This window comes from Pseudoxanthomonas kalamensis DSM 18571 (assembly GCF_010211745.1).
In the GTDB taxonomy this organism is placed as follows: Bacteria; Pseudomonadota; Gammaproteobacteria; order Xanthomonadales; family Xanthomonadaceae; genus Pseudoxanthomonas_A; species Pseudoxanthomonas_A kalamensis.
This window is the reverse complement of record NZ_PDWQ01000002.1, coordinates 117,201-142,912: the sequence shown is the minus strand read 5'-3', so window position 1 is coordinate 142,912 and position 25,712 is coordinate 117,201. Positions and strand designations below refer to the sequence as shown.

The 25,712-nt window shown below is 67.8% G+C and carries 27 protein-coding genes; 13 read left to right on the top strand and 14 right to left on the bottom strand.

The window, feature by feature from the left end; genetic code table 11:
* Nucleotides 1-110 precede the first annotated feature (110 nt).
* Nucleotides 111-848 (top strand): peptidoglycan DD-metalloendopeptidase family protein, encoded by a 738-nt coding sequence (locus CSC70_RS04670; RefSeq protein ID WP_246189324.1) that lies wholly within the window; start codon nt 111-113, stop codon nt 846-848.
* 36 nt (nt 849-884) lie between these two features.
* On the opposite strand, the gene CSC70_RS04665 is transcribed toward CSC70_RS04670, so the two are convergent.
* Nucleotides 885-1,259, bottom strand: coding sequence for an Mth938-like domain-containing protein (locus CSC70_RS04665; RefSeq protein ID WP_162455500.1), 375 nt, complete (start codon nt 1,257-1,259; stop codon nt 885-887).
* A 24-nt stretch (nt 1,260-1,283) separates the two neighbouring features.
* The gene (yhbY, locus tag CSC70_RS04660) at nt 1,284-1,589 is read right to left on the bottom strand and encodes a ribosome assembly RNA-binding protein YhbY (protein WP_162455499.1); all 306 of its coding nucleotides are present in this window, start codon (nt 1,587-1,589) and stop codon (nt 1,284-1,286) included.
* 91 nt (nt 1,590-1,680) lie between these two features.
* On the opposite strand from yhbY, the gene rlmE reads away from it, so the two are divergent.
* From rlmE to CSC70_RS04600, 12 genes are all read left to right on the top strand, one after another.
* The gene (gene rlmE / locus CSC70_RS04655) at nt 1,681-2,313 is read left to right on the top strand and encodes a 23S rRNA (uridine(2552)-2'-O)-methyltransferase RlmE (RefSeq protein ID WP_162455498.1); all 633 of its coding nucleotides are present in this window, start codon (nt 1,681-1,683) and stop codon (nt 2,311-2,313) included.
* Between the two features lie 49 nt (nt 2,314-2,362).
* Nucleotides 2,363-4,288 (top strand): ATP-dependent zinc metalloprotease FtsH, encoded by a 1,926-nt coding sequence (ftsH, locus tag CSC70_RS04650; protein WP_162455497.1) that lies wholly within the window; start codon nt 2,363-2,365, stop codon nt 4,286-4,288.
* 70 nt (nt 4,289-4,358) lie between these two features.
* Nucleotides 4,359-5,255, top strand: a complete 897-nt coding sequence (gene folP / locus CSC70_RS04645) for a dihydropteroate synthase (protein ID WP_162455496.1) — start codon at nt 4,359-4,361, stop codon at nt 5,253-5,255.
* Nucleotides 5,256-5,322: 67 nt separating this feature from the next.
* A complete protein-coding gene (putP, locus tag CSC70_RS04640) occupies nt 5,323-6,810 on the top strand; it encodes a sodium/proline symporter PutP (RefSeq protein ID WP_162455495.1) in 1,488 nt (495 codons plus the stop codon).
* 39 nt (nt 6,811-6,849) lie between these two features.
* On the top strand, nt 6,850-7,797 hold the full coding sequence (miaA, locus tag CSC70_RS04635; RefSeq protein WP_162455494.1) for a tRNA (adenosine(37)-N6)-dimethylallyltransferase MiaA: 948 nt from the start codon (nt 6,850-6,852) through the stop codon (nt 7,795-7,797).
* A gap of 132 nt (nt 7,798-7,929) precedes the next feature.
* Nucleotides 7,930-8,199 carry an RNA chaperone Hfq gene (gene hfq, locus CSC70_RS04630; protein WP_162455493.1) on the top strand — a complete coding sequence of 90 codons (270 nt, stop codon included), beginning with the start codon at nt 7,930-7,932 and terminating at the stop codon, nt 8,197-8,199.
* Between the two features lie 57 nt (nt 8,200-8,256).
* On the top strand, nt 8,257-9,555 hold the full coding sequence (gene hflX / locus CSC70_RS04625; protein WP_162455492.1) for a ribosome rescue GTPase HflX: 1,299 nt from the start codon (nt 8,257-8,259) through the stop codon (nt 9,553-9,555).
* A 136-nt stretch (nt 9,556-9,691) separates the two neighbouring features.
* Nucleotides 9,692-10,795 carry an FtsH protease activity modulator HflK gene (gene hflK / locus CSC70_RS04620; RefSeq protein ID WP_162455491.1) on the top strand — a complete coding sequence of 368 codons (1,104 nt, stop codon included), beginning with the start codon at nt 9,692-9,694 and terminating at the stop codon, nt 10,793-10,795.
* 12 nt (nt 10,796-10,807) lie between these two features.
* Entirely contained in the window at nt 10,808-11,671 is an 864-nt protein-coding gene (hflC, locus tag CSC70_RS04615) for a protease modulator HflC (protein WP_162455490.1), read from the top strand.
* 8 nt (nt 11,672-11,679) lie between these two features.
* Entirely contained in the window at nt 11,680-11,865 is a 186-nt protein-coding gene (locus tag CSC70_RS04610; protein ID WP_162455489.1) for a DUF2065 domain-containing protein, read from the top strand.
* 48 nt (nt 11,866-11,913) lie between these two features.
* Nucleotides 11,914-12,534 (top strand): HutD/Ves family protein, encoded by a 621-nt coding sequence (locus tag CSC70_RS04605; protein WP_162455488.1) that lies wholly within the window; start codon nt 11,914-11,916, stop codon nt 12,532-12,534.
* 127 nt (nt 12,535-12,661) lie between these two features.
* Nucleotides 12,662-13,168 carry a hypothetical protein gene (locus CSC70_RS04600; protein ID WP_162455487.1) on the top strand — a complete coding sequence of 169 codons (507 nt, stop codon included), beginning with the start codon at nt 12,662-12,664 and terminating at the stop codon, nt 13,166-13,168.
* Here CSC70_RS04600 and CSC70_RS04595 read toward each other — a convergent pair.
* From CSC70_RS04595 to CSC70_RS04540, 12 genes are all read right to left on the bottom strand, one after another.
* Nucleotides 13,162-14,796 (bottom strand): sulfite reductase subunit alpha, encoded by a 1,635-nt coding sequence (locus CSC70_RS04595; RefSeq protein ID WP_162455486.1) that lies wholly within the window; start codon nt 14,794-14,796, stop codon nt 13,162-13,164. The genes CSC70_RS04600 and CSC70_RS04595 overlap by 7 nt on opposite strands.
* On the bottom strand, nt 14,793-15,704 hold the full coding sequence (locus CSC70_RS04590) for an FAD:protein FMN transferase (RefSeq protein WP_162455825.1): 912 nt from the start codon (nt 15,702-15,704) through the stop codon (nt 14,793-14,795). The genes CSC70_RS04595 and CSC70_RS04590 overlap by 4 nt, the downstream gene beginning before the upstream one ends.
* A 112-nt stretch (nt 15,705-15,816) precedes the next feature.
* Entirely contained in the window at nt 15,817-16,614 is a 798-nt protein-coding gene (locus CSC70_RS04585; protein ID WP_162455485.1) for a DUF4198 domain-containing protein, read from the bottom strand.
* Between the two features lie 56 nt (nt 16,615-16,670).
* Nucleotides 16,671-17,186 (bottom strand): DUF2271 domain-containing protein, encoded by a 516-nt coding sequence (locus CSC70_RS04580; RefSeq protein ID WP_162455824.1) that lies wholly within the window; start codon nt 17,184-17,186, stop codon nt 16,671-16,673.
* A gap of 41 nt (nt 17,187-17,227) precedes the next feature.
* A complete protein-coding gene (locus tag CSC70_RS04575) occupies nt 17,228-17,845 on the bottom strand; it encodes a PepSY-associated TM helix domain-containing protein (protein ID WP_162455484.1) in 618 nt (205 codons plus the stop codon).
* Between the two features lie 149 nt (nt 17,846-17,994).
* The gene (locus CSC70_RS04570) at nt 17,995-20,358 is read right to left on the bottom strand and encodes a TonB-dependent receptor domain-containing protein (protein ID WP_162455483.1); all 2,364 of its coding nucleotides are present in this window, start codon (nt 20,356-20,358) and stop codon (nt 17,995-17,997) included.
* Between the two features lie 162 nt (nt 20,359-20,520).
* On the bottom strand, nt 20,521-20,904 hold the full coding sequence (locus CSC70_RS04565; RefSeq protein WP_162455482.1) for a hypothetical protein: 384 nt from the start codon (nt 20,902-20,904) through the stop codon (nt 20,521-20,523).
* Nucleotides 20,905-21,079: 175 nt separating this feature from the next.
* Nucleotides 21,080-21,766, bottom strand: a complete 687-nt coding sequence (locus CSC70_RS04560; RefSeq protein ID WP_162455481.1) for a Fe2+-dependent dioxygenase — start codon at nt 21,764-21,766, stop codon at nt 21,080-21,082.
* Nucleotides 21,767-21,821: 55 nt separating this feature from the next.
* Nucleotides 21,822-24,134, bottom strand: coding sequence for a catecholate siderophore receptor Fiu (locus CSC70_RS04555; RefSeq protein ID WP_162455480.1), 2,313 nt, complete (start codon nt 24,132-24,134; stop codon nt 21,822-21,824).
* A gap of 199 nt (nt 24,135-24,333) precedes the next feature.
* A complete protein-coding gene (locus CSC70_RS04550; RefSeq protein ID WP_162455479.1) occupies nt 24,334-24,708 on the bottom strand; it encodes a hypothetical protein in 375 nt (124 codons plus the stop codon).
* Nucleotides 24,709-24,814: 106 nt separating this feature from the next.
* Complete coding sequence (locus tag CSC70_RS04545; protein ID WP_162455478.1) at nt 24,815-25,147, bottom strand: non-heme iron oxygenase ferredoxin subunit; 333 nt, start codon at nt 25,145-25,147, stop codon at nt 24,815-24,817.
* Nucleotides 25,144-25,686: a GNAT family N-acetyltransferase gene (locus CSC70_RS04540; protein ID WP_162455477.1), complete on the bottom strand. Its 543-nt coding sequence runs from the start codon at nt 25,684-25,686 to the stop codon at nt 25,144-25,146. Before CSC70_RS04540 ends, CSC70_RS04545 begins: the two co-directional genes overlap by 4 nt.
* Nucleotides 25,687-25,712: the final 26 nt, after the last annotated feature.

Sequence of the window (25,712 nt, the reverse complement as noted above, 5' to 3'; positions counted from 1 at the left end):
TCTGGCTGTCAGCGGGTCGCGGAGGCGTCTGTTAACTTTTCCGCTTCAATGGAGCGATGTGGCGAGCGATGAGGAATCGAATCTCCCTTCTGGTCAGGACGGCGGCGTGCATGATGTTGCTGGCGGCTTTGGCGGCGTGCAGCAGCACGGTGGTACGCGAGACGTCTTCCGGAAAGTCGACGGCCGGCGCCGCGAAAGATGGCAGCACGGTCAAGGTCAAGCGCGGCGATACGCTGTACGGCATCGCCTTCCGCAACGGGCTGGATTTCCGCGACGTCGCCCGCTGGAACAGCATCGCTTCGCCGTACACCATCTATCCGGGACAGACGTTGCGGCTGTATCCCTCTTCCGGTAGCCGATCCACGGCGTCCAGTGCCAGTACCTCCAAGCCTGCCGCAAGCGCCACGACTGGCCCGAAGCCGGCCAGTACGCCTTCCAAGTCGGCCGGCAGCACGGCGACTGCGGCGGTCAGCAGCAATATCCGCTGGCGCTGGCCGGCCGATGGCAACATCGTCGGCACCTATGCCGCGGGTGATGCCACCCGGCAGGGCATCGACATTGCCGGCAGCGCCGGCTCGCCGGTACGCGCGGCGGCCGATGGCGTGGTGGTGTATTCCGGCACCGGCCTGGTCGGCTATGGCGAACTGATCATCGTCAAGCACAACGACCAGTGGCTGTCGGCCTACGGCCACAACCGCAAGCGGCTGGTTGCCGAGGGGCAGACGGTCAAGGCCGGCCAACAGATCGCCGAGATGGGCCGCAGCGGCGCCACCCGCGACATGCTGCACTTCGAGATCCGCTACAACGGCAAGCCGGTTGATCCGGTGGGTTATCTGCCGAAGAAATGACCCAGTCCGGCGGAATCCGCTTCGCGGGTTCCACTTCTACGGTCCAAGCAGGAATCCGGCGGCCACACGCCGGCCTTCGCCGGCCAGCACGTTGAAGGTGCGGGCGGCGGCCGGGTTGGCCATCACTTCGATGCCGATGCCGCAGGTCAGGCAGGCGGCCATCACCGCGGCGGAAGGGAATACCTGGCGTTCGCCGGTGCCCAGCAGCACCAGCTCCGGCTCCAGTCGCAACAACGGCTCCAGATCGGCCGGTTGCAGGGCCGTGCCGGCGGCAACCGGCCAGTGCTCGACCAGTTGCGACGGGGTCAGGATGAAGCTGGCGGTCAGCACCCGGTCGTTGACGGTGGCGCGATGGCCATCGGCGCTGCGCAGCGCGTACTCGTAATCGGGGATTTCGTGGTTCAGCTGCATGGTGCCGGCGCCGGTCGCGGGCGATCAGGCTCGTGGCAGCACGATCTGACGCTTGTCCTTGCTGGGACGGTACAGCACGGCCACATGGCCGATCCGCTGTACCAGCGCGGCGTCGGTCTGCCTGGCGATGTCCGAAATCAGGCTGTCGCGGGCTTCGCGGTCGTCCGCGGCCACCTTGACCTTGACCAGTTCGTGGCGCTCCAGCACCTCGTCCAGCTCGGCCAGGAAGGCCGGGGTGACGCCCTTGCCACCGGTCTGCAGCAGCGCTTTCAGGTCGTGGGCCTGGCCGCGCAGGAAGCGACTCTGGGCGGGGGTCAGCACTGGAGCCATGCAGCAGTCAGGGTAGCGGAGGGGCTTCAGAGTATCATGGCGGCCCTTCCTTCCGATCTCCGGAACGGCCGCGGCCGCCCGGCCCCGTTCCATGGCGTCCCGCAGCAAAAGCAGCCAGCGCTGGCTCAAGGAGCACTTCGCCGACCCTTACGTCAAGAAGGCGCAGGCCGAAGGCATGCGCTCGCGCGCGGCCTACAAGCTGGAAGAACTGCTCAAGCGCGACCGCCTGCTGAAGCCGGGCATGGTGGTGGTGGATCTGGGGGCGGCCCCGGGCGGCTGGTCGCAGTACGTGCGTCAGGCCATGGGCGACCAGGGGAGGGTGGTGGCGATGGACATCCTGGAGATGCCGCCACTGGCCGGGGTGGAGTTCCTTCACGGCGACTTCAGGGAAGACAGCGTGTTATCGCAACTGGAAGCGATGCTGGCGGGCCAGCCGGTGGACCTTGTGTTGTCGGATATGGCCCCCAATAAGAGTGGCATGGGTGCGGTCGACCAGCCCCGGGCGATGTATCTGGCTGAATTGGCGATGGATTTCGCCGATCGCCAGCTCAAGACCGGCGGCGCGTTCCTGATCAAGCTGTTCCAGGGCGAAGGATCCGACGACTACATCCGCGAGCTGCGGCGGCGCTACGACCGCGTGGCGATCCGCAAGCCGGACGCCTCGCGCAAGCGCTCGCCGGAGGTGTATGCGCTGGGGCAGGGCAAACGTGCCCAGCCCCGATGAACGAATTGCAGTAAGGTAACCCCGTGGGGAAGGCCGGAAACGATCGAGGATGAACGACTTGACCAAGAATCTGCTGCTGTGGGTGGTCGTCGCCGTCGTACTGATGGTGGTGTTCCAGAGCTTTGCCCCCAACCGTGGCGGTGGCGCCGGCACGCATAGCGCCAGCTATTCGGAATTCCTGCAGGAGGTCAACAACGGCCGCGTGCAGTCGGTGCGCTTCACCAACGACACCACGCTGTCGACCAACGCCATTCAGTACACCCGCACCGACGGCAGCACCGGCACGGTGTACGGGCCGCAGGACGACAAGCTCGTCGACGTGCTGGTCGACAAGAACGTGGCGATCAGCCGCGACAAGCCCGGCAGCGGCATCTCGCTGGGGGTGATCCTGCTGAACTTTCTGCCGGTGCTGCTGATCATCGGCTTCTGGATATTCATCATGCGCCAGATGCAGGGCGGTGGTGGCGGTACCAAGGGTGCGATGAGCTTCGGCAAGTCGAGGGCCAAGCTGCAGGGCGAGGACCAGGTCAAGGTCACCTTCGCCGATGTCGCCGGCTGCGACGAGGCCAAGGAGGAAGTCGGCGAGCTGGTCGACTTCCTGCGCGATCCGTCCAAGTTCCAGAAGCTGGGCGGCAAGATTCCGCGCGGCGTGCTGATGGTCGGTCAGCCCGGTACCGGCAAGACCCTGCTGGCCAAGGCGATCGCCGGCGAGGCCAAGGTGCCGTTCTTCAGCATCTCCGGCTCCGACTTCGTCGAGATGTTCGTCGGCGTCGGCGCCAGCCGCGTGCGCGACATGTTCGAGCAGGCCAAGAAGCACGCGCCCTGCATCATCTTCATCGACGAGATCGACGCGGTCGGTCGTCATCGCGGCGCCGGCTTGGGCGGCGGCCACGACGAGCGCGAGCAGACCCTCAACCAGCTGTTGGTCGAGATGGACGGCTTCGAGGGTGGCGAAGGCGTGATCGTGATCGCCGCGACCAACCGTCCCGACGTGCTCGACCCGGCGCTGCTGCGCCCGGGCCGCTTCGACCGCCAGGTGGTCGTGGGCCTGCCCGACGTCAAGGGCCGCGAGCAGATCCTGCGCGTGCACATGCGCAAGCTGCCGCTGGCCGACGACGTCGAGCCGATGACGATCGCCCGCGGCACGCCGGGGTTCTCCGGCGCCGACCTCGCCAACCTGTGCAACGAGGCGGCGCTGTTCGCCGCCCGCGGCAACGAGAAGGAAGTGCGGATGGAGCACTTCGACAAGGCGCGCGACAAGATCCTGATGGGTGCCGAGCGCCGCTCGATGGCGATGAGCGAAGAGGAGAAGACGCTGACCGCTTATCACGAGGCCGGTCATGCCATCGTCGGCCGGGTGGTGCCCGAGCACGACCCGGTCTACAAGGTCACCATCATCCCGCGCGGCCGTGCGCTGGGCGTGACCATGTACCTGCCCGAGGGCGACAAGTATTCGATGAACCGCGTGGCCATCGAGTCGCAGCTGTGCTCGCTGTACGGCGGTCGCGTGGCCGAGGAGCTGATCTTCGGCACCGACAAGGTCACCACCGGCGCCTCCAACGACATCGAGCGCGCGACCAAGATGGCGCGCAACATGGTCACCAAGTGGGGCTTGAGCGACGAGATGGGTCCGATCGCCTATGGCGAGGAAGAGGACGAGGTGTTCCTGGGTCGCTCGGTGACCCAGCACAAGAACGTGTCCGACGAGACTGCGCGCAGGATCGACGAGGTCGTGCGCGGCATTCTCGACAAGGCCTATCAGCAGACGACCCGGATTCTGAGCGAAAATCTGGACAAGCTGCATGTCATGGCCAGGACCCTGCTGCAGTACGAGACCATCGACGCGCCGCAGATCGACGCCATCATGGAAGGCCGCGACGTGCCGCCACCGGCCGACTGGGGCAAGTCGGACAAGGGCGACAAGCCGGGCAATCGGCCGTTGCCGCCGATCGGCGGGCCGGCCGCGCAGACCTGATCCGCGTTGTCAGCAGACCCGTGAAAGGCCAGACTTCGTTCTGGCCTTTCCTTTTCCGGACCCGCAATCCATGTTCGACACCACGCCGCAGCTCGATTGCGCGGGCCGCGCGCTGAAACTCGATCGCCCGCGGCTGATGGGCATCGTCAACGTCACTCCGGATTCGTTTTCCGACGGTGGACGCCACGACAGCGTGGACGCCGCGTTCGCGCATGCGATGCGGTTGGCCGAGGAGGGCGCGGACATCCTCGACATCGGCGGCGAATCGACCCGGCCCGGGGCCGAGGATGTGCCGGTGGACGAGGAGCTGCGCCGGGTGGTGCCGCTGATCGAGCGGCTGGCGAAGGAATCGACGCTGCCGATCAGCGTGGATTCCTGCAAGCCGGAGGTGATGCGCGCGGCGGTCGAGGCCGGCGCCGGCATGATCAACGATGTCTGCGGCCTGCGCCGCGAAGGCGCGCTGGACACCGTCGCCGCGCTCGGGGTGCCGGTGGTGCTGATGCACATGCTGGGCGAACCGCGTTCGATGCAGGACGCGCCGCACTACGACGACGTGGTCGGCGAGGTGCACCGTTTCCTCGCCGAGCGCATCTTCGCCGCCGAGATGGCCGGTATCGCCAAGAAGAACATCGTGGTCGATCCGGGCTTCGGTTTCGGCAAGACCCTGCAGCACAACCTGGCCCTGCTGGCGCAGTTGGAACGCTTCACCGAACTCGGCGTGCCGGTGCTGGCCGGGCTGTCGCGCAAGCGCAGCATCGGCGAACTGACCGGGCGCGAGGTGCCGGACCAGCGCGTGGCCGGTTCGGTCGCCGCGCACCTGATCGCCGCGCAGCGCGGTGCGCGCATCTTGCGCGTGCACGACGTGGCCGCCACCGCCGATGCACTGAAGGTCTGGAATGCCGTGGCCGCAGTGCCGATGCCGCGCAAGGATGCTGCGCCCGCGATCCGCTGGCCGGACGAGGACTGAGCATGCCTCGACGGCCCGGTATCTGCTAGCCTCTGGCGCTTCGCCGGAAAGTCGAGAGCACCTGCCGATGACCGCAAGTACGCCTCTGCTCGTCACCTTCGTCGCCTACCTGCTGCTGATGGTCGGCATCGGCTTCTGGGCCTGGCGCTCCACCCGCAGCTTCGACGATTACATCCTCGGCGGGCGCTCGCTGGGCAGTTACGTCACCGCGTTGTCGGCCGGCGCCTCGGACATGAGCGGTTGGCTGATGATGGGCCTGCCCGGCGCGCTGTACCTCGGCGGCGCATCCGAAGCCTGGATCGCCATCGGCCTGGTCATCGGCGCCTGGTGCAACTGGAAGTACGTGGCCGGCCCGCTGCGCGTGTACACCGAACACACCCGCAATGCGCTGACCCTGCCGGATTACTTCACCCATCGCTTCGACGACCGCAGCCGCGTCCTGCGCATCCTGTCGGCGCTGGTGATCCTGGTGTTCTTCGCCATCTATTGCGCTTCGGGCATGGTGGCCGGGGCGCGGCTGTTCGAAAGCGTGTTCGGGCTGCCGTATGCGCAGGCGCTGTGGTGGGGCGCGGCGGCGACCATCCTGTACACCTTCATCGGCGGCTTCCTTGCGGTCAGCTGGACCGACACTGTGCAGGCTACGCTGATGATCTTCGCCCTGTTGCTGGTGCCGATGATGGCGATGGCCGGGGTCGGCGGTTTCGATCCAGCCGTGCAGGCGGTGCGCGAACTGGACCCGGCGCGGCTGCAGTGGGTCGGCGCCGGCGGTGCGGTGGCGATCGTCTCCACCCTGGCCTGGGGGTTGGGCTATTTCGGCCAGCCGCATGTGCTGGCGCGCTTCATGGCCGCCGACAGCCTGGCCACCATCCCGCGTGCGCGCCGCATCGGCATGGGCTGGATGGTGCTGTGCCTGCTGGGGGCGATGGCCACCGGCTTCTTCGGCCTGGCCTGGTTTGCCGTGCATCCGGACGTGGCCGGCGGGGTGCAGGCCAATCCGGAGCGGGTGTTCATCGAACTGGCGCAGCAGCTGTTCAATCCGTGGGTGGCCGGCGTGCTGCTGTCGGCGATCCTGGCCGCGATCATGAGCACGCTGTCCTGCCAGTTGCTGGTCTGCTCCAGCGCGCTGACCGAGGATTTCTACCGCGGCTTCCTGCGTCCGGCCGCCAGCCAGCGCGAACTGGTCTGGTTCGGTCGCAGCATGGTGCTGGCGGTGGCGGTGCTGGCGATCTGGATCGCGCGCGATCCCGACAGTCGCGTACTCGGCCTGGTGTCCTATGCCTGGGCCGGATTCGGCGCCGCGTTCGGGCCGCTGGTGCTGTTCTCGCTGTTCTGGAAGCGGATGACCCGCAACGGCGCGTTGGCCGGCATGCTGATCGGCGCGGTTACCGTGATCCTGTGGAAGCAGACCGGAAGCGCGCTGTACGAGATGATCCCCGGCGTGCTGCTGGCATCGCTGGCGATCGTGCTGGCCAGCCTGGCCAGTCGCGCGCCACCGTCATCGGTGCAGGACACCTTCGACGCCGTGCACGCCGAACTGGACAAGAGCGGCTACTGATCCGCGCCGCGCCCAAGCTTTCGTCGCAAGCCGCAACCGATGCCTTCCGATTCGCGTCCAGCCGTGATCGCCCTGATGGGGCCGACCGCCTCCGGCAAGAGCGCGCTGGCGCTGGAATGGGCGCAGCGGCGGGGTGGGGAGATCGTCAGTGTCGACTCGGCGCTGGTCTATCGCGGGCTGGAGATCGGCGCGGCCAAACCGACCGCCGAAGAGCGCGCATCGGTGCCGCATCACCTGCTCGACCTGCGCGACCCCTGGCAGGTCTATTCGGCGGCCGAATTCGCCGTCGATGCGAGACGGGCGCTGGATGACATCGCCGCCCGCGGCCGCCTGCCGATCCTGGCCGGCGGCACCGGCCTGTATTTCCGCGCCCTGCTGCAGGGCCTGTCGCCGATGCCCGAAGCCGATGCCGGGTTGCGCGCCGAACTGGCCGCGCAGGCGCATGCCGAAGGCTGGTCGGCCTTGCACGCGGAACTGGCACGGATCGATCCGCAGGCGGCGCAACGCATCCGCGCGGGCGATGCGCAGCGTATCCAGCGCGCGCTGGAGGTGTACCGGCTCAGCGGCAAGCCGATCAGCCAGTGGCAGCGGGAATCGACCAACCAGCGCCTGCCGTACCGGGTGCTGAAACTGGTACTTGCTCCGCGCGAGCGTGCGCAGCTGCATGCGCGGATCGAGCGGCGCTTCGACGCCATGCTGGCGGCTGATTTCCTGGACGAGCTGCGCGCATTGCGGGCCTTGCCGCAGATGCAGGCACTGGAACGGCCGCTGGATCAGCCGGCGGTGCGCGCGGTCGGCTATCGGCAGGCCTGGGAACACCTGGACGGAGTCACCGACGCGGACGAGTTCCGCGACCGCGCGATCTTCGCCACCCGCCAGCTGGCCAAGCGCCAGCTGACCTGGCTGCGCGGCGAGCTGGACGCGCCGTGGTTCGATCCGCAGCAGGACCGGGAGGGCCTCGAGCGGGCGCTGGCGCGGTTCGTGTAACGGTTCCGTGCACCGTCTGGCTGGTCAAATCGGCGCAGTTGTGTAACATCCGCAGTCCGGATGCGGCTGGGGAAGCACGATGCCGTGCCGGAACAATAACAACACCCTATCGAAGAATAGGCGGAGTACGACATGTCCAAGGGGCAATCCTTGCAGGATCCTTTCCTGAATGCGCTGCGGCGCGAACGCGTGCCGGTATCGGTGTACCTGGTCAACGGCATCAAGCTGCAGGGCACGATCGAATCGTTCGACCAGTTCGTCGTGTTGCTGCGCAACACGGTCAGCCAGATGGTGTACAAGCACGCCATTTCCACCGTGGTGCCGGCGCGCAACGTGCGCGTGGGTCCGGGAGGCGGCTACGTCCAGGGCGGCGATCAGGACGGCGGCGACGAGGCCGAATAAGCCGTCCGGCCGTCTGCGGGCGGTTGTTTTGCCCGCATTCGCCCATACCATCCGTGCATGTTCGAACGTTCGCGCAAGGGCGAGCACGCCCTGCTGATCCAGCCGCATGCCGGCGGTCCGCCCGATGACGGCGTCCTCGAGGAATTTGCCGAACTGGCCCGTTCCGCCGGCGCCAGCATCGCCGCGGTCGTGCCGGCGCGGATCGACCGGCCCAATCCCTCCACCCTGATCGGCAGCGGCAAGCTGGACGAGATCAAGGCCGTGGCCGAGGCCACCGGCGCCGATCTGGTGCTGGTCAACTTCGCCCTGTCGCCCGGCCAGGAGCGCAACCTGGAGAAGATTCTCGAGCGCCGGGTGCTGGACCGCACCGGGCTGATCCTGGACATCTTCGCCCAGCGCGCCCACAGCCATGAAGGCAAGCTGCAGGTGGAACTGGCCCAGCTGCGGCACATGGCCACCCGTCTGGTGCGCGGCTGGACCCACCTGGAGCGTCAGCGCGGCGGTTCGATCGGCCTGCGTGGCCCCGGTGAAACCCAGCTGGAAACCGACCGACGGCTGCTGCAGAAGCGGGTCGAGCAGTTGCAGAAGCGGCTGCAGAAGGTCGAGGTGCAGCGCGGGCAGATGCGCCGCGCGCGGGTCCGCAGCGAGCTGCCGCGGGTGGCCCTGGTCGGCTATACCAATGCCGGCAAATCGACCCTGTTCAACACCCTGACCGGCGCCGGCGCCTATGCCGCCGATCAGCTGTTCGCCACCCTGGACCCGACCGTGCGCCGGATTCCGCTGCCCGGTGGTGACGTGGTGCTGGCCGATACGGTCGGCTTCGTCCGCGACCTGCCGCACGAACTGGTCGCCGCCTTCCGTTCCACCCTGAGCGAGGCGCGTGAGGCCGATCTGCTGCTGCACGTGATCGACGCGGCCGACCCGTTGCGCGAGGAGCGCATCGCCCAGGTCGACGAAGTGCTGCACGAGATCGGCGCCGGCGACATCCCGCAGATGCTGGTCTACAACAAGATCGACCGCATCGACGGCGCGCAGCCGCGCCATGACGTGCCGCACGAGGCCAGCGAACGGGTGTGGATTTCGGCCCGCGACGGCAAAGGCCTGGATCTGCTGCGCGAGGCGCTGGGGCGGCGTTTCGCCCAGGCGCGGGTCAGCGGCCCGTTGCTGCTTGGCAACGGCGAGGGCCGCCTGCGCGCGCGCCTGCACGCTCTGGGCGCGGTGCGCGACGAGCGCCACGACGAGGCCGGCTGGCACCTGCGCGTGGACCTGCCGCTGACCGAGGCGCGCCGGCTGGCCGCCGAGGCCGGCGGACACGGCCTGGAACCGCTGCTGCCGGAACCGGAAGCGCCGTATTGAGTCCGGCCCGGACTTGCCGGCCGGGGTTCCGGCCCCATCTAGTAGAATCGGACATCCCGGAATCGAACACACCGGAATCGGATCGCGCGGCGTCCTGGCTGCTGCGGCACGGCGATTCCCCAACCCTGGAGTAGGCATGGCCTGGAATACCCCCGGCAACGGCTCGGGCAACGGATCGGACGGCTCCGGCGACGGTCCGCGCAATCCCTGGAAGCCGCGGCGCAACCGCAACAATCCGCTCGGCGAGTGGATCGACCGCCTGCGCGGCAGCGGCGCTGGCGGCAGCCCGCTGCGCTGGGTGGCGGTGGCGCTGGGCGTGCTGGTGCTGTTCAGCAGCTTCCAGCTGATCGGCGAACAGCAGCGCGGCGTGGTGCTGCGCTTCGGGCAATACGCCCGCACCATGCAGCCCGGCCCCAACTTCAAGTGGCCATGGCCGATCGAGAGCGTGACCAAGGTCAACGCCACCGAGGTGCGCACCTTCACCCGAAGCTTGCCGGTGCTGACCAAGGACGAGAACATCGTGACCGTCTCGTTCAACGTGCAGTACCGCATCAGCGACCCGCGCCTGTACCTGTTCGGCTCGCGCGATGCCGACGAGGTGCTCAAGCAAGCCGCGCAGAGCGCGGTGCGCGAGCAGATTGGCCGTTCCAACCTGGACGCCGTGCTCAATGCGCGCGGCCCGCTGTCGGCCGCGGCGTTCACTTCGCTGCAGGGCTCGCTGGACGCCTACCGCACCGGTCTGGTCGTCACCGAGCTGAGCCTGCAGGACGCGCGCCCGCCGGAAGAGGTCAAACCGGCCTTCGACGAGGTCAACAGCGCGCAGCAGACCAACGAGCGCCTGATCAATCTGGCGCGTGCCGATGCGGCCAAGATCGTGCCCGAGGCGCGCGGCCAGGCGCAGCGGATCCGTACCGTCGCCGAAGGCTACAAGACCGCCGCCATCGCCCGCGCGACTGGCGACGCCGAACGTTTCACCCTGCTGGTCGATGAATACCGCGCTGCGCCGGAAGTCACCCGCAAGCGCCTATGGCTTGAGACCGTGCAGCAGGTGCTGGCGCACAACCGCAAGGTGGTCGGCGGCGATGGCCGCCAGCTGATCTACGTGCCGATGCCGGGCACTGATGCCACCGCGCCGGCGCCGCAGCTGACCCCGGACATGGTGATGCCGCAGGTCGACAGTACGCCCGATTCGTCCATCCGCAACCCCGAGCGCGGACCGCGCCCGGCCGGCCGCGAATAAGGAGAGCCGACAATGAAATCTTCCGTGATTGTCGCGCTGGTGGTGGCGCTGCTGCTGGGCCTGATGGGTTCGGTCTACGTGGTCAACGAAGGCCAGGTCGGCCTGGTGCTGAACCTGGGACGGGTCAGCCGCAGCGAGATCGGCCCCGGTCTGCACTTCAAGGTCCCGCTGGTGGAAAGCGCACGGGTGTTCGACCGCCGCTTCACCGCCAACGAATTCCCGCCCGAACGCTCGCTGACCTCCGAGCGCAAGGACGTCAGCGTCGATTTCGTGGCCATCGGCTACATCGTCAACGTCGCCGACTTCTATCGCGCCACCGGCGGCAACGAGGACACCGCCACCGATCGCCTGGCGCCGATCATCAAGGAGTCGCTGCGCAACGAGATCAACTCGCGCACGCTGACCCAACTGGTCTCGGGCAACCGCAACGAGTTGATCGAGAAACAGCTGCCGGGCATCAACGAAGGCGCCAAGAACCTGGGCGTGCGCATCGTCGACATCCGCTTCAAGCAGATCGACCTGCCGACCGACAGCGAGGTGATCGGTCAGGTCTACGACCGCATGCGCGCCGAACGCAAGCAGGTGGCCAACCAGCTGCGCGCCGAGGGCGAGGAGCAGGCGCGGATCATCCGCGCGCAGGCCGACCGCGAACAGACCGTGCTGCTGGCCGAAGCCGAGCGCGATGCGCAGAAGCTGCGCGGCGAAGGCGATGCCGAAGCAGCGCGCATCTATGCGCAGGCGGCCAACCGCGACCCGTCGTTCTATGCCTTCCAGCGCAGCTTGGAAGCCTATCGCGCCGCGTTCGCCGACGGTCAGGGCGTGGTGGTGCTGGAGCGCAACGACCCGTTCTTGCAGTACCTGCGCAACGATCGCTGAGCGCGGGCATGTCGGACCTGTGGGCGGCGCTGAGCCTGGTGGCGATCCTGGAAGGCCTGTTCCTGTTCGTCACCCCCAACGGTTGGAAGCGCATGGCCGAACAGCTGCATGCGATGCCTGAAGGCCGGCTGCGCGTGTTCGGCGGCATGATCGTGGTGTTCGGCCTGCTGGCGCTGCACTACTGCCGCGGCTGAGCTTGCCGGCGGTTTCCACGCGGCGACCCGCAGCCTAGACTGCCGCGCATGAGGCAGATACCTCGCCATGGAGATCAGGAGTCGCGGGTCATCCCGGCCAACGAATACCGGCGCATGCGCTGGAGCAACGGCGCCGGTTGGACCCGGGAAATCTGTACCGGTCGCCTGCGCAAGGGCGGCAACGGGGATTGGGACTATCGCCTGTCGATCGCGGAGATCGAATCCGAAGCGGCGTATTCGCGTTTTCCCGGCATCGATCGTGAGCACGTGCTGCTGCACGGCAATGGCCTGCGCCTGCGCTTCGATGATGGCGAGGAATGCGCACTGGACCCGCCGCACACGCGCCTGCGCTTCGCCGGCGAGCGTGGCGTGACCGGCGCGCCGGTCGATGGCACGGCGCACGCATTCAACCTGATGTGGCGGCGCGATGCGTTGCAGGCCGAACTGCTGCATCGTCCGCTGGTCGGTTCGATGTTTTTCTTCGCCGAGCCGGGCACGCACTGGGCGCTCCACCTGATCGCCGGCCAGGCACGCTTCCGCGAGGACTGCGGTCTGCCGCCGTTGTGGGCCGGCGATACCGCCCTGCTGTCCGGCGCTGCGGGACGCCGGCGCTACATGCTGGATGGTGGCGGCGAGTTGCTGGCGATCCGGCTGCTGGCACGGGACTAGTCCTTTTGATCGTGGCCAGTCGCTGAACCGATGGCGACCGCGCGACGGTGAACGATGCCCGGTGGCGATTCGTGCGCTGCGCAGGCAGGGATAATCGACCCCCGATATTCCTTCGGTGCAAGGAAGCATGTCCCGGCAGCGTTCCCGGAAATCCCGTCGCCTGACCGCCGTGCTCGTGCTGCTGGCGGCTCCGACCTGCGCGGCGGGACAGGATGCCGCGACCGAAACGGCGAAAGAACCGCCGTCTGAAGTCGTGGACGCCGACGATGGCGCAACCGAACTGGAGGCGATCCGGGTCACCGCGCCGCGGCTGGGAACCGAAGTGATTGATCCGTACCGCTTCCGCAACCCGGTGCAGGTGCAGGGCACGCGTTTCGGTCGGGATTGGCACGAGACGCCCAGCCTGGAGGAGATCGGCAAGCAGGGCGGGATCGTGCCGCTGGCGGTGAATTATCTCGCGGGCAAGGTCAATCAGGGCATGAAGCACGTACCCGGCTGGAAACAGCAGATCCAGTCGGCAGTGGCGCGGCCGCCGCCGCTGGACGAAGCGCAGATGCGCCGGGCGGCCTCGATCTGCGAGGAGCCGCAACAAGCCGGTTGCGGCGAGCGCAATCGCGATCAGTACGATCAGTAGACGTCGCGGTGGTAACGGCCGTCGGCGAGCATGGTTTCGACCTCGGCATCGCCCAGCGTTTCGCGCAGCACCGCGTCTACCGCCGGGGCCATGCCGGCCTGGCTGCCGCAGACGTACACGGCCGTGCCGTCGGCCAGCCAGCGGCGCAGGTCGGCGGCAGCTTCGCGCAGGCGATCCTGCACGTAGACCTTGCGTTCGCTGTCGTCGCGCGAGAACGCCAGGTCCATGCGTTCGATCCAGCCGCGCGACTGCCATGCCAGCAGTTCCTCGCCGTGGAAGAAATCCATCGCGCGTTGGCGTTCGCCGAAGATCAGCCAGTTGCGGCGCGCACCGTCGGCAACGCGCGATTTCAGCAGTGCGCGCAAGCCGGCGATGCCGGTGCCGTTGCCGATCAGGATCAGCGGCCGCCAGGTTTCGGGCGGGTGGAAGTTGGGATTGGAGCGGATGCGCGCGGCGATTTCGCCACCGGGTTCGGCGTGATCGCACAGCCAGCCGCTACCGACGCCGGGACTACCGTCCGGCCGCAGCATACGTCGCAGCAGCAGTTGCAGTTCGCCATCGGCAGGCAGCGAGGCGATCGAGTATTCGCGGCTGGGCAGGGTCTGCAGGGCATCGGCCACGGTTTGCGCATCGGCGCCGGCCAGCATTTCCGGCAGCGGCAGGTGGCTGCGCGCCAGCGCGTCGCCCAGGGTGGTTGGTTGTTGCCCGAAACGCACCGGTGCGGAGGAGGGCAGCTGCAGTGCGGCGAGCGCGGCGGTCACCGCGGCAGGCGCGTTGCGCGGGCCGATTTCGACGATGTCGCCGGCCTGCCATTGCGGTGATGCGCCGGGCGGCGGCGACAAGGCGATGTAGTAGGCCGCACCACCCTGGCTGCCGGGGTTGAGCAGCCGGCGTTCGTGCAGACGCCATGGTTCGAAATCGGCCGGTGCCCAGTCCGGCAATTCCGTCGCGTCGATCCATTGTCCCAGCTGGTGCTGCCAGTGTCGCAGGGCGCCGGCGTCGCCGTTGTTGACTTCGACCAGATCGAACAGCGGGCGGGCGCCGGACCGGCGCAGCCATTGCTCCAGCCGATGGCCGAAGGCGCAGAACTGCGTGTATTCGCGGTCGCCCAGGGCCAGCACCGCGAACTGCAATTGCGGCAGCGCCGCCGCCGTGGTCAGGGTGCGGCCAGCGAAGGCCAACGCATGATCGGGCGGATCGCCTTCGCCGGTGGTGCTGACGACGAACAGTGCGCGTCGGCAACGTGACAGGCGTTCGGCGTCCAGCGCCGACAGCGACAGCAGCTGCACAGGCTGGTCGGCGGCGTCCAGGGCCTCGGCGGTGCGTTGCGCCAGTTCGTGGGCGAAGCCGGTCTGGCTGGCCCAGGCGACGATCACCGCGTCGGCATCGGCCTCGGTCGCCGCAACCAGCGCGGGACGCGTGCGCTGCCACAGCCAGGCGCAACCGCCGAGGTAGGCCAGCAGCACGGCGCCGGCCCACGCCCACTGCCGCGGACGCATCGCCAGCGGCCAGGCTTCGCCGCCTTGCCACCTCAGCAGCATCAGCGCCAGTGCGGCCAGGGCCAGCAGCACCAGCGCATTGCCGGTGCGGCTGCGCCAGCCGGTATCGGAAACGGCGACGGCGTTCATGCAGGCAGGAAGCGGTCGAACGCTGTCGTGCTGCGGATCTCCGCCACGCCGCCATGCGGACGATGATCGACGAAGCGTGCCGCCAGTCCGCGGGCTTCGGCGAAGGCGGGGCCGTGTTCCAGGCCCATCACCGTCAGCGCGGTGGCCCAGGCATCGGCGAGCATCGCCGATTCGGCGACGACGGTGACCGCGGCCGGCGCGGTATCGACCGGCCGCCCGCTGCGCGGGTCCAGCGTGTGCGAATACTCGCGGCCATCGGCGACGAAGCGGTGCCAGCGGTCGCCGGAGGTGGCCACCGCGGCATTGTCGAGTTGCAGCACGCAGGGTTCGGCATCGTCATCGTCGCGGTGTTCGACCAGGACCCGCCACGGGGTGCCGTCGGGCTTGCGGCCATAGCCGCGCAGTTCGCCGCCGACATCGACCAGGGCCGCCTCGATGCCACGCGCGCGCAGCATGGCGACGACGGCATCTACGCCATAGCCCTTGGCGATCGCCGACAGGTCCAGCGCCACGCCGCCCGGTTGCAGCAGGCGGGCGCCGTCGAACTGCAGCCGCCGCCAGCCGACGCGTGCACGCGCCTGCATCAGCGATTCGGTGTCCGGCACGCGCTGCTCGCCGCCCTCGGCGCCGAAGCCCCAGGCGGCGACCAGCGAACCGAGGGTCGGGTCGTAGGCACCGTCGCTGTCGGCGGCGACCTGCAGGGCAGCAGCGAGCACACGGGCGAAGGCGGCGGGCAGTGTCTGCCAGTTGCCGGCTTCGGCGCGGTTGTAGCGGCTGATGTCGCTGTCGGCGACCCAGGTGCTCATCTGCGCAACCACCGTGTCCAGTTCGCCCTGAATGGCCGCATGCAGTGTTTCCAGCGGCGCGCGTGCGTTGGCACACAGGTTCACGCGCCAGCGCGTGCCCATGGTTTCGCCATACAGCGTGTGGACGACGCTGTGGGCGCGGGCATCGGCGGGGGCGACGGAGACGTGCACGTGCGGCTCCCGCGCACCCCGCAGGGCACGCGGTGGGTGACGCTTACTGTGGCAGCACTTCCAGCGTGGCCACGTAGCTCAGCCGACGCTGCTTTGCCTGCGGGATCGAGGTCTTGTCGTCCTGGGTGGAGGTTTCCAGCCAGTACATGCCGGCTTCGGGCCAGGTCACCGAAAACCCGCCGTCGGCGCCGGTGGTCAGCTTGATCTCGTCCTGCGCATTGCGGTAGCGGGTTTCGCCGCGGACGATTTCCACTTCCAAGCCGGCGGCTGGCTTGCCATCGAGTTGCAGGCGGAACGTCGCCGGCTCGCCGGCGAACAGGTCGTTAGGATGGGTGGTCAGGACCAGCTCCAGGCCGCGACCGCTGGGCTGCAGCGCGGTGTCGTTCGGCGAACCGTTGGTGACGAAGGTTTCCACCCGGCCGATCGATTCGGACACGTTGGCGTCCTTCGGCACTTCCTTGGCGAAGGTGCTGGCGTCGCCGCGCCAGCGCTTGCGCTGGCCGTTCTCTTCCCAGGTCGCGAACAGGCCGTCGTTGACCACCGCGATGCGGTAGGTGCCGGCCTGTTGCAGTGCCACATCGAACACACTACGGTACTTGCCGGTGGCGGTGTTCTGCGCGTCGATGCGGCTGCCGTCCGGCGCGGTAACGGTCAGGCCGTCCAGCCGCAGCGGCACGTGGTTGAAGTAGAACAGGTCGTTGGACACGGCGGCATCGACGGTGATCCATGGATCGGTGCCGGCCAGCACGGTCTGCGACGGCCGCAACCAGGCCTTGTGGGCGGCGGCGGCGGCCGGCAGCAGTGCGGCGATGGCAAGGGCGATGGCGAGGGAACGCTTCATGGGTTTTCTCCAGCGGGTGCGGAACGGGAATCCGGTTCGGAGCGGCAACCGGGCAATCAGGGTTTGACGGTCAGGCGCACCGCGCCGAGTTCGCTGCTGCCTTGCGCCGAACCGGTCTGCGCGGCCTTGGCCGGCCAGGTGAAGGGGATCTTCAGCAGCTCGCGGCCGCCGACCTCGCGCACGGCTTCCACCACCAGGGTGTAGTTGCCGGGGCTCAGCTTGCGCAGCTCGGAGCTGTCCGCGTCGAACTGCAGCGCATGCGTGCCGACCGGGCGGGTGGGGCCGGTCACGCCGTCCACCGGCACCTGCAGGCTGCGGCCGGACTTGCGCCACCACTGGCGCAGGTCGGGCAGCCACTTGGTGCCGTGGCCTTCGCGGGTTTCGCGCATCTGGTACCACACGGCGAGGTTGGCGACCGCCTTCTGGTCGGCGCCTTCGACGAACACGGCCACGTAGGGGCGGTGGTATTCGGCGACGTTCAGCTGGGGGATTTCGACCTCGATATCCAGCGAGGCGGCATAGGCCGGGGTGGCCAGCAGGCCGCTGAGGGCGATGGTCAGTGTGGTGTGGATGGCGGTCTTCGACATGGTGGGGAACTCGTGCGGAAGGAAGGTCAATGGATGAACAGCAGGGCCAGCAGCAGCGGAACGACCAGTCCCAGGCCGACCCAGGGCCAGGTCATGCGCCGCTGGCGCGCATGCATCTGAAGCAGGAACAGCCCGGTAACGGTGAACACCACGCAGGCGATGGCGAACACGTCGATGAACCAGCGCCACGCCGGGCCGGTATTGCGGCCCTTGTGCAGGTCGTTGAGGTAGGACAGCCAGCCGCGGTCGGTGCGTTCGTACTCCACCGCGCCGCTTTCGCGGTCGATGCTCAGCCAGGCGTCCTTGCCGGGACCGGGCATGGACAGGTAGACCTCGACGTCGGACCACTCGGCCGGGGCGCGATGGATCGACGCATCCAGCGCCTTGCCGAGCCAGTCCGACACGGCAGGAGGCAACGGCGCCTTGCCTTCGTCCGGGCCCTGCAGGGCATCGCGCAGTCCGGGTGGCAGTTCCAGCGTGCGGTTCTGCACCTGCGGCGCCCCTTCGATCTGGGCGGCATGGTTCAGGGTGATGCCGGTCACGGCGAACAGCAGCATGCCGATCAGGCAGATCGCTGCGCTGATCCAGTGCCACTGGTGCAGCGTGCGCAGCCAGTAGCCGCGGCGTTGCGCATTGCGGGCCATTCCAGTGTCGGTCGATGCGTGCTGCAAGGCAGGGGCGTGGGCAGGGAAACGGGACCAGGATTATAAAACGAAAATGAGAATAATTCTCAAGACGGATCATTTCCCCGGCGCGTTCCCGCAGGCATCGCACCGGGGAATGCCCCGCCGGCTCAGAAGCTGATGTGCAGGCTCAGCCAGTAGTTCCTCGCCTTGTCCTTGTTGTTGTAGTCGTCCAGGTAGGTCAGGGTGTAGCCGCCGAGGCCGTCTTCGCTGAAGGTGGTCTCGAAGCTGGTGAAGTCCTCGTCGAGCAGGTTGTTGATGCGGCCGTTCAGGCTGACGTGCTCGTTGAAGCGGTATTGCGCAGCAAGGTGCAATACGTCGTAACGCTTGTAGTACAGCGGGTTGCCGTCGTCGTCGGTGCTGCCGCGATAGCGCCTGGAGCGCATCTCGCCGATCAGCTGCATGCCGAAGCGGTCGCTGACGGTCCAGTCCAGGGTGGCGTTGGCCATGTGCTTGGCCGACTGCGCCAGCGGCAGGCCGGCATCGTCGCCGCTCTTGCGTTCGCTGTCGGTGTAGGTGTAGTTGGCGCGCAACGACAACGGTTCGATGATTTGCCAGCGGCCGGCCACTTCCACGCCCTGGATGCGGGCCTTGTCGACGTTGATGTACTGGTTGACGTTGCCGGTGCCCAGCACCGCCCAGTATTCGCCCAGGTTGACGCAGGGGCGCACGCCACCGGTTTCGGTGCAACTCTGGCTGACCTCGGCGCGTTCGATCTTGTCCTCGAAGTCGTTGTGGAAGGCGGTGATGTTGAAGTTGTGCACACCATCGGCCGAAGTCCAGTACAGCGCGATCTCACTGTTGACGCTGGTTTCCGGTTGCAGGTCGGGATTGCCGGCCCAGGGGCTGGTGCCCTGGCCGCCGAAGCCGGTGATGCCGTCGTACAGGTCGGTGGTCTTGGGGGTCTTGTAGCCGGTGCTGACGCCGCCTTTCAGCGTCCAGTTCGGGGCGAGCTCGTAGACCGCGTATGCGCGCGGGCTGAGGTGGCCGCCGAACAGGTTGTGGTCGTCGTGGCGCAGGCCCAGGGTGATGGTCAGCGGATCGATCGGACTCCAGTTGTCCTCGGCGAACAGCGACCACATGCGGTGTTCCTGCACGGTGCCGTTGCCGTAACCGCCGCTCTCCATGCCGAACACGCCGTCCTCCAGTTCGCCGTCGATGGCTTGGCCGCCGACGACGAAGTGGTGGTAGCCGCCCCAGCCCTGCACCGGGATGTCCAGCTTGACGTCCAGGGTGTACTGGCTGCTTTCCATGGTCCGTTTCGGTCGTGGCAGGAAGGCCGCTTCGGCCCGCGCCTTGCGCTCGTCCAGGCTAAGGCCGGCATAGTCGCCGCTGGCGTCGTACATCTGTTGCAGCAGCAGACGTTCCTCGACCGAGAACGGCAGGGTGCGGCCGTTGTTCTCGGTGTCGATCCAGGCCAGCGAGACGAAGCTGTTGCCGAACTCCCATTGCCCGTTGTGCACCAGCGACCACTGGTTGCGGGTGAACTCCTGCGAGTCGGTATAACCCACGCGCGGGGCCACGTTGCCGCCGCTGGCGCGCCAGATGGTGGTGATGCTGTCGACCGTTCCCAGTGGATAGGTTTCGGTACCCAGATTGTTGAGGTAGGGCGTGTTGTCGTATTCCTGTTCGGAGCGATCCAGGTCGAACTGCAGCGACTGCCGATCGTCGGGCTTCCAGGTCAGGGTGATGCCGGCCGAGGTGTTGGTGTTGTCCACCGTCTTGCCGCCGCCGCCGAAACCCAGGCTGCGCTCGTGCGGCTCGCCGGCCGGGTCGTACACCACTTCGTATTCGGGTTCGGACGCGTTGCGCTCGTAACGCGAGCCGCGAATGCCCAGGCCCAGCGTATCGCCGGCCAGCGGCCCCATCAGCGCGAAGTCCAGGGTGCTGTCGCTGCCGAAGTCGTCGTTCTCCTGGACGTTGTGCGAAAGGGTGGCCGAACCGCGCCAGCGGTCGGAGACCTTGCGGGTGATGATGTTGATCACGCCGCCCAGGGCGTCGGCACCGTACAGGGTCGAGGCCGGGCCGCGGATCACTTCGATCCGCTCGATCATGTCCAGCGGCGGGATGTGGTTGAACTGGTTGCCGCCGAAGTTGTTCGGGTAGATGTCGCCGTGGTTGTTCTGGCGTTTGCCGTCGACCAGGATCAGGGTGTAGTCGGCGCCCATGCCGCGCATGCTGATGGTCTTCTGCCCGGTCTTGTCCGAGGTTTCGCCGACATCGATGCCTTCCAGGTCGCGCACCGCGTCGATCAGGGTCATGTAGGGGCGTTTTTCCAGTTCCTCGCGGGTGATCACGCTGATGCTGGCGGGCGCGTCGGTGATCTTCTGTTCGAAACCGGTGGCGGTGACCACGACCGGGTCGAGGTCGGTGGCGTCCGCGGCGTCGTCGGCCAGTGCGGGCAGCGGCAGCAGCGCGACCACGGCGCAAGCGAGCAGGGTGCGGGAAGGAAAACGGCGGGAATGAGCGTTCATGCGGATCGATGCCTTGCGAATAGGGCGCGCGGATGCGCGCGGGCAGGCTGGCGTGCCGTGTCGTGCCGCTGGCGGTGCAGCGGGCCACACGAAGGGCTGGCAGGGGGAAAGAGAAGAGCGGCTCGCGGAGCCGGGTTGCCGCGACGTTGCGGCGGGCGCAGCTCAGGCGCGCGGCGGGGCCTGTCCGGGGGGCTGTTGCGTCAGCGGCGAAGGCATCGGCAGCGCGACGGCCGCCTGCAGAAAGCGGGTGCGGGCCGAAGCCAGCCGTGCTGTGTCGGCATCGGCGGGAGTCGCGGCGATCAGGGGCGACGGCGCGGGTCGCGGCTGCGCAGGCAGCCAGTCGCCGCTGCGGCGCTTCTTGGCCGGCATGTCCTGATGGGTCGGCAGCGCCGGCTGGCCCTGGTCGCGTTCGTCCAGGACATGCGCATGAGCAGATTCGGCGCTGGCCGTGGCCGTGCAGCGACCTGCGGGGCCGCGGGTGCTATCGCCGTTGCCTGCCCAGGCCTTTGCCGGCAATGCCAGCGCCAGCATCAGCAGTGCCGGCAACAGCCAGGCCCGAGATCGGTGGCCGGCGGCGGGCGATGGGCAGCTTGGAAGGCGCGATGACGACAAGAGCGGAATTCCCCACGGGGCCGGCAGGCAGGCGGAAGGCGAAGGCGTGCCGGCGTCGGGGGAACATATTAATAAGAATCACTCGCAAAAGCAAACGAATCCCGTTTGCTTAAACTTCGGCCCATTGCCGCAGCAGGTTGTGGTACACGCCCGTCAGTTGCAGCACGGCGTCCTGATCGGCGCCGCTGTGGCGCAGGGTTTCGATCGAGGTGTCCATTTCGAACAGCAGCCGGCGCCGGGATTCGTCGCGGACCATGCTCTGTACCCAGAAGAACGAGGCCAGCCGCGCGCCGCGGGTGACCGGGGTGACCTTGTGCAGGCTGCTGGACGGATACAGGATCAGGTCGCCGGCCGGCAGCTTGACCTCGTGTTCGCCGTAGGTGTCGCTGACGACCAGTTCGCCGCCGTCGTATTCGTCCGGCTCGCACAGGAACAGCGTGCACGATAGGTCCGAGCGCAGCATGCTGCGGGTGTCGTCGTGGCCGCTGATCATCACCGCGCCGTCGACGTGGAAGCCGTATTCGCCGCCGCCCTGGTAGCGGTTGAAGCGTGGCGGCAGCGTGCGCAACGGCAGTGCAGCGGCGAAGTACAGCGGGTTGCGCTGCAGCGCCGCCAGCACGATCCGGCCCAGTTCGGCCTTCACAGGCGAGGCGTCGGGCAGTTGCTGGTTGCGCTTGACCTGCGCGCCCTGCACGCCGACCGTTTCCCGGCCGTCGGCCCAGTCGGCGCTGTCCAGCGCCCGCCGGATCCCGGCCAGTTCGTCGTCGGTCAGTACCTCGGGGATGTGCAGCAGCATGGTGTGGAACTCGGTCGCACCGCGGCCGGGGAAAGTCCCCGACCGCGGCAGGGGCTCAGAAGCGGAAGTCCGCGCTGAGCAGGAAGGTACGCGGCGTACCCGGAGTGTAGCGGTAGCCGCTCTTGTTGATCGCGGCGACGTATTGCTTGTCGAACAGGTTGTAGGCATTCAGGCGCAGGGTCAGGCTGTCGCTGACCTCGTACGAGGCCACTGCGTCCCAGACCGTGTACGACTTGGTGGTCTTCGGCGTGCCGGCGGCGCCGTCGGTGCCACGATGCATTTCACCGGAGTAGCGCACGCCACCGCCGACGGTCAGGCCGAACGGGAAGTGGTAGCTGGTCCAGCTGGTGAAGGCTTCCTCCGGGGTGTAGGTCAGGTTCGGGGTGCCGTCGGAGGTGATCGTGGGCCCCTGTTCGATTTGCGTGTCCATGCGGGTATAGCCGGCCGAGATCGACCAGTTCTCGGTCAGCTGGCCGACCGTGGACAGCTCGACGCCCTTCACCTGCTTCTCGCCCTGCTGGTAGTAGCCGCCGGCGCCATCGCTGATGACTTCGTTGGTGACGTCGGTCTGGAACAGGGCCAGGTTCAGGGCCAGGTTGTGCAGCAGTTCCCACTTGGCGCCGATTTCCCAGGTATCCGCTTCCTGCGGATCGTAGATCGGGTTGTTGGCGTTGTTGGCCGAGGCGCTCAGTTCCAGCGAGCTGCCGCCGGGCGGCTGCTGCGACAGGGCGAAGTTGGCGTACAGGCTGAGCGATTCGACCGGCTTGTACACCGCCCCGAGCTTCCAGTTGAACAGGGTGTCGGAGACGTCGGCATCGACCGAAGGCAGCACGGTGCCGGCGGGATTGTCGCCGCAGGCGGGGCCGCCGCGACCGCCGCAGACGGCGCTGCTCTGGAACTCGGTGTCGTAGCGGTCCAGGCGCAGGCCCGCGGTCAGCAGGAAGCGTTCACCGAACTTGAGCGTGTCGAACAGGTATGCCGACCAGGTAGTGGTCCGGCCGCGGCTGTGCGCACCGGTATGCGCCCAGGTCAGCCCGGTGACGTCCCAGTCCGGATCGTACAGGCTGGCCGCCGGCCAGCTGCTGCCGTTGCTGGCGCCTTGACCACGGGTTTCCAGCTCTTCGCGAGTGAATTCCAGACCGGTGCTCAGGTTGTGCTCGACGCCGCCGGTGGCGAAATCCGCGCGCAGGTTGAGCTGGTCGGTGACGATGGTGTTGGTCTGGTCCTTGAAGGTCGGCAGGCTGCGATTGACCGTGTAGGTCGACAGGTCGTCCGGGTCGCTGGCCTGCACGTTGCCGGTGGCGCCGCCGGTGGTCATGAACGCGGTCAGCAGGTAATCCTGTTCGGTTTGGCCCCAGCGCGCGGTGTTGGTCAGCTTCAGGGCGTCGGAGAAGTCGTGTTCGAAGCGCAGCGTGGCCATCTGCGCGGTCACGTCGTCGTGGTCGCTGCGGGTGCCGTAGAAGTTTTCCGGATCGACCGGGTGGCCGATCAGGTTTTCCAACCCAGCCTGCGGTTCCCAGCCAGGCAGGCCGATGGTCGGCACGCCGCCGTCGGGCACGTTGTCCTGCTTGACGTACAGCAGGTTCAGGAACAGCCGGGTATCGCCGTCCAGACCGAAGCCCAGCGAAGGCGCGATGCCCCAGCGGCTGCCGTTGACATGGTCGCGGCCGGGCGCGTCGCTGTCCTGCCACATCGCGTTGATGCGCAGGGCGCTGCCGGGCAAGCCGGCGAAGCCGTGGTTCCAGTCGCCGGTGCCGCGCTGCTGACCGTCGCTGCCGGCGCTGAGGCTGGCGGCGATCGCGTCGTGCAGGTTGGCCTGCTTGCTGACCATGTTGATCGCGCCGGTCGGCGCGGAGCGGCCGTTGTCGGTGCCGGCCGGTCCCTTTTCCACTTCGACCTGTTCGATGTTGAACACGTCGCGCGAGATCGATCCCAGGTCGCGCACGCCATCGACGAAGATGCTGCTGGAGGTGTCGAAACCGCGCATGTAGACGGTGTCGCCGGTGGTGGTATTGCCGTTTTCGCCGACGTAGAAGGTGCCTACGCCGGGACTGTTGCGCAGCGCCTCGGTCAGGGTGGTGGCGCCCTGCTGGTTGAACAGGTCGTCGGTGATGATCTGGATGGTCTGCGGGGTGTCCTGCAGGTCCTGGGTGAACTTCGGTGAGGCCAGGCGCTCGGCCTTGTAGCCGCGCACGCCCTTGACCTGGACACCGTCCAGTGTGGTGGCTTCGCGGGCGCCATCGGGCGCTTCCTGGGCGGCGACGATCGGAGTGGTCAGGGCCAGGCCGGTGAGCAGGGTGGCGGTGGCCAGGCTGGGCTGGGTGCGCTGCGAGCGCGGCGCGTGTTTGCGGCTCTTGATGTGGGTCATGGTGTCCAGTCAGTCGGTAGTAGGGTGGTTGGAGCGGCTACCGCGATGGGCGAGGGCTCGGCCTGCCGGCAATGGATCGCCGGACAAGCACTTTCCTGGCTGCAGCGAGGACGATCAGTCGTGCTGGCGTGCGGGTGGCTGTGGGGAAGCGGACAACGATGGCGCCTGGGTGTGGAGCGCAGGCGAACGCGGGCTGGGCTCAGCCGCGGGGCGGCGCCTGGCCGCGATAGCGGCGGCGTGTGTCGGCATGCGCGGGAGCAAGGCCGAAGCGAGGCAGGAAGGACGGATTGACCACGGCACGCAGCTGCGACGGGGCGTCCGCAAGGATGTCCTCGCCTTCGGGCAGCAGCCGGGTCGAATCGTTGGCTAGGTCATCCTGTTCCGCGGGGGCCAGCACGACCGGATCTGGGGTCTCGCCCTGCACGGCGGCATGGACCGGTAGCATGGGCTTCGATTCGCTATCCGGGACGGCCATCGCCACGCCGATGCCGAGCAGGCATGCCAGTCCGGCCAGCGACAAGCGTGTCGTGAGCCGGAGGCAGAAGGCGCGGGCAGTGGCGGCTTGCGGAATCAACGTGAACAGGGCGGCATGCGCCTCGGCATTCGAAACGAATGGACATGATAATGAGAGTGATTCCCGTTTACAACCAAGGCGTCACCCAAACCGGTGAAAACCGGCGTCAGTCGCGGTCGTCGCGGCTCCAGACGCCGCCGTGTTCGGTCTTGACCGGGAACTTGGCCACCGGTTCGTAGGCGGGCGCACACAGCGGGCGGCCGTCGCGGACATCGAAGCGGGCGCCGTGCAGGATGCATTCGATCGAGCCTTCGGCCGGGTCCAGGCTGCCAACCGACAACTCGAATTCCTCGTGACTGCAGCGGTCCTCCAGCGCGTACAGCTCGCCATCCAGGTTGAACACCACGATGCCGGCGCCGGTGACCTCGTCGAACGCGGTCTTCATCTCACCCGGCAGCAGTTCGCCGGTGGGGCAGATGAAGGTCCAGGTCTCGCTCATGCGGCGGCCTCCAGCGACAAGTCTTTCTCCAGTACCTCGAAGCGCAGGTCGTCGCGAAGCGGCAGGCCGAAACGGGCGTCGCCGTAGGGGAAGGGTTTGGTGATGCCGGTGCGCCGGTAGCCGCGGCGCTGGTAGTAGGCGATCAGTTCCTCGCGCACGTCGATCACCGTCATCCGCATCCGCGACAGCGACCATTCGCGGCCGGCGATGCGTTCGGATTCGGCCAGCAGCGCCTTGCCGAGGCCGGCGCCCTGCAAATCGGGACGCACCGAGAACATGCCGAAGTAGCCGACGCCGTCTTCATCGGCGATATGCGCGCAGGCCAGCAACTCGCCGTCGCGCTCGGCCAGCAGCACCCGGCTGCGCGGGCGTTCGATATCGTGGCGGAGCACGTCCGGATCGATGCGCTGGCCGTCCAGCAGGTCGGCCTCGGTGGTCCAGCCCTGACGGCTGACCTCGCCGCGATAGGCCGAAGTGACCAGTTCGACCAGGGCGGGGATGTCGGCCACGGTGGCCACGCGGAATTCCGGCGTCTGCATGGCGGAGATTCTAGCGCCCCGGCGGC

What these genes read in the sequence shown, in the direction of transcription:
- CSC70_RS04575 (WP_162455484.1), bottom strand. Translation starts at nt 17,845, where the DNA reads ATGGCCCGCAATGCGCAACGCCGCGGCTACTGGCTGCGCACGCTGCAC.
- putP (WP_162455495.1), top strand. Translation starts at nt 5,323, where the DNA reads ATGACCGCAAGTACGCCTCTGCTCGTCACCTTCGTCGCCTACCTGCTG.
- CSC70_RS04545 (WP_162455478.1), bottom strand. Translation starts at nt 25,147, where the DNA reads ATGAGCGAGACCTGGACCTTCATCTGCCCCACCGGCGAACTGCTGCCG.
- hflC (WP_162455490.1), top strand. Translation starts at nt 10,808, where the DNA reads ATGAAATCTTCCGTGATTGTCGCGCTGGTGGTGGCGCTGCTGCTGGGC.
- miaA (WP_162455494.1), top strand. Translation starts at nt 6,850, where the DNA reads ATGCCTTCCGATTCGCGTCCAGCCGTGATCGCCCTGATGGGGCCGACC.
- hflX (WP_162455492.1), top strand. Translation starts at nt 8,257, where the DNA reads ATGTTCGAACGTTCGCGCAAGGGCGAGCACGCCCTGCTGATCCAGCCG.
- CSC70_RS04540 (WP_162455477.1), bottom strand. Translation starts at nt 25,686, where the DNA reads ATGCAGACGCCGGAATTCCGCGTGGCCACCGTGGCCGACATCCCCGCC.
- hfq (WP_162455493.1), top strand. Translation starts at nt 7,930, where the DNA reads ATGTCCAAGGGGCAATCCTTGCAGGATCCTTTCCTGAATGCGCTGCGG.
- CSC70_RS04585 (WP_162455485.1), bottom strand. Translation starts at nt 16,614, where the DNA reads ATGAAGCGTTCCCTCGCCATCGCCCTTGCCATCGCCGCACTGCTGCCG.
- ftsH (WP_162455497.1), top strand. Translation starts at nt 2,363, where the DNA reads ATGAACGACTTGACCAAGAATCTGCTGCTGTGGGTGGTCGTCGCCGTC.
- hflK (WP_162455491.1), top strand. Translation starts at nt 9,692, where the DNA reads ATGGCCTGGAATACCCCCGGCAACGGCTCGGGCAACGGATCGGACGGC.
- yhbY (WP_162455499.1), bottom strand. Translation starts at nt 1,589, where the DNA reads ATGGCTCCAGTGCTGACCCCCGCCCAGAGTCGCTTCCTGCGCGGCCAG.
- CSC70_RS04570 (WP_162455483.1), bottom strand. Translation starts at nt 20,358, where the DNA reads ATGAACGCTCATTCCCGCCGTTTTCCTTCCCGCACCCTGCTCGCTTGC.
- CSC70_RS04665 (WP_162455500.1), bottom strand. Translation starts at nt 1,259, where the DNA reads ATGCAGCTGAACCACGAAATCCCCGATTACGAGTACGCGCTGCGCAGC.
- CSC70_RS04600 (WP_162455487.1), top strand. Translation starts at nt 12,662, where the DNA reads ATGTCCCGGCAGCGTTCCCGGAAATCCCGTCGCCTGACCGCCGTGCTC.
- folP (WP_162455496.1), top strand. Translation starts at nt 4,359, where the DNA reads ATGTTCGACACCACGCCGCAGCTCGATTGCGCGGGCCGCGCGCTGAAA.
- CSC70_RS04555 (WP_162455480.1), bottom strand. Translation starts at nt 24,134, where the DNA reads ATGACCCACATCAAGAGCCGCAAACACGCGCCGCGCTCGCAGCGCACC.
- CSC70_RS04605 (WP_162455488.1), top strand. Translation starts at nt 11,914, where the DNA reads ATGAGGCAGATACCTCGCCATGGAGATCAGGAGTCGCGGGTCATCCCG.
- CSC70_RS04595 (WP_162455486.1), bottom strand. Translation starts at nt 14,796, where the DNA reads ATGAACGCCGTCGCCGTTTCCGATACCGGCTGGCGCAGCCGCACCGGC.
- CSC70_RS04610 (WP_162455489.1), top strand. Translation starts at nt 11,680, where the DNA reads ATGTCGGACCTGTGGGCGGCGCTGAGCCTGGTGGCGATCCTGGAAGGC.
- CSC70_RS04560 (WP_162455481.1), bottom strand. Translation starts at nt 21,766, where the DNA reads ATGCTGCTGCACATCCCCGAGGTACTGACCGACGACGAACTGGCCGGG.
- rlmE (WP_162455498.1), top strand. Translation starts at nt 1,681, where the DNA reads ATGGCGTCCCGCAGCAAAAGCAGCCAGCGCTGGCTCAAGGAGCACTTC.
- CSC70_RS04590 (WP_162455825.1), bottom strand. Translation starts at nt 15,704, where the DNA reads ATGGGCACGCGCTGGCGCGTGAACCTGTGTGCCAACGCACGCGCGCCG.
- CSC70_RS04670 (WP_246189324.1), top strand. Translation starts at nt 111, where the DNA reads ATGATGTTGCTGGCGGCTTTGGCGGCGTGCAGCAGCACGGTGGTACGC.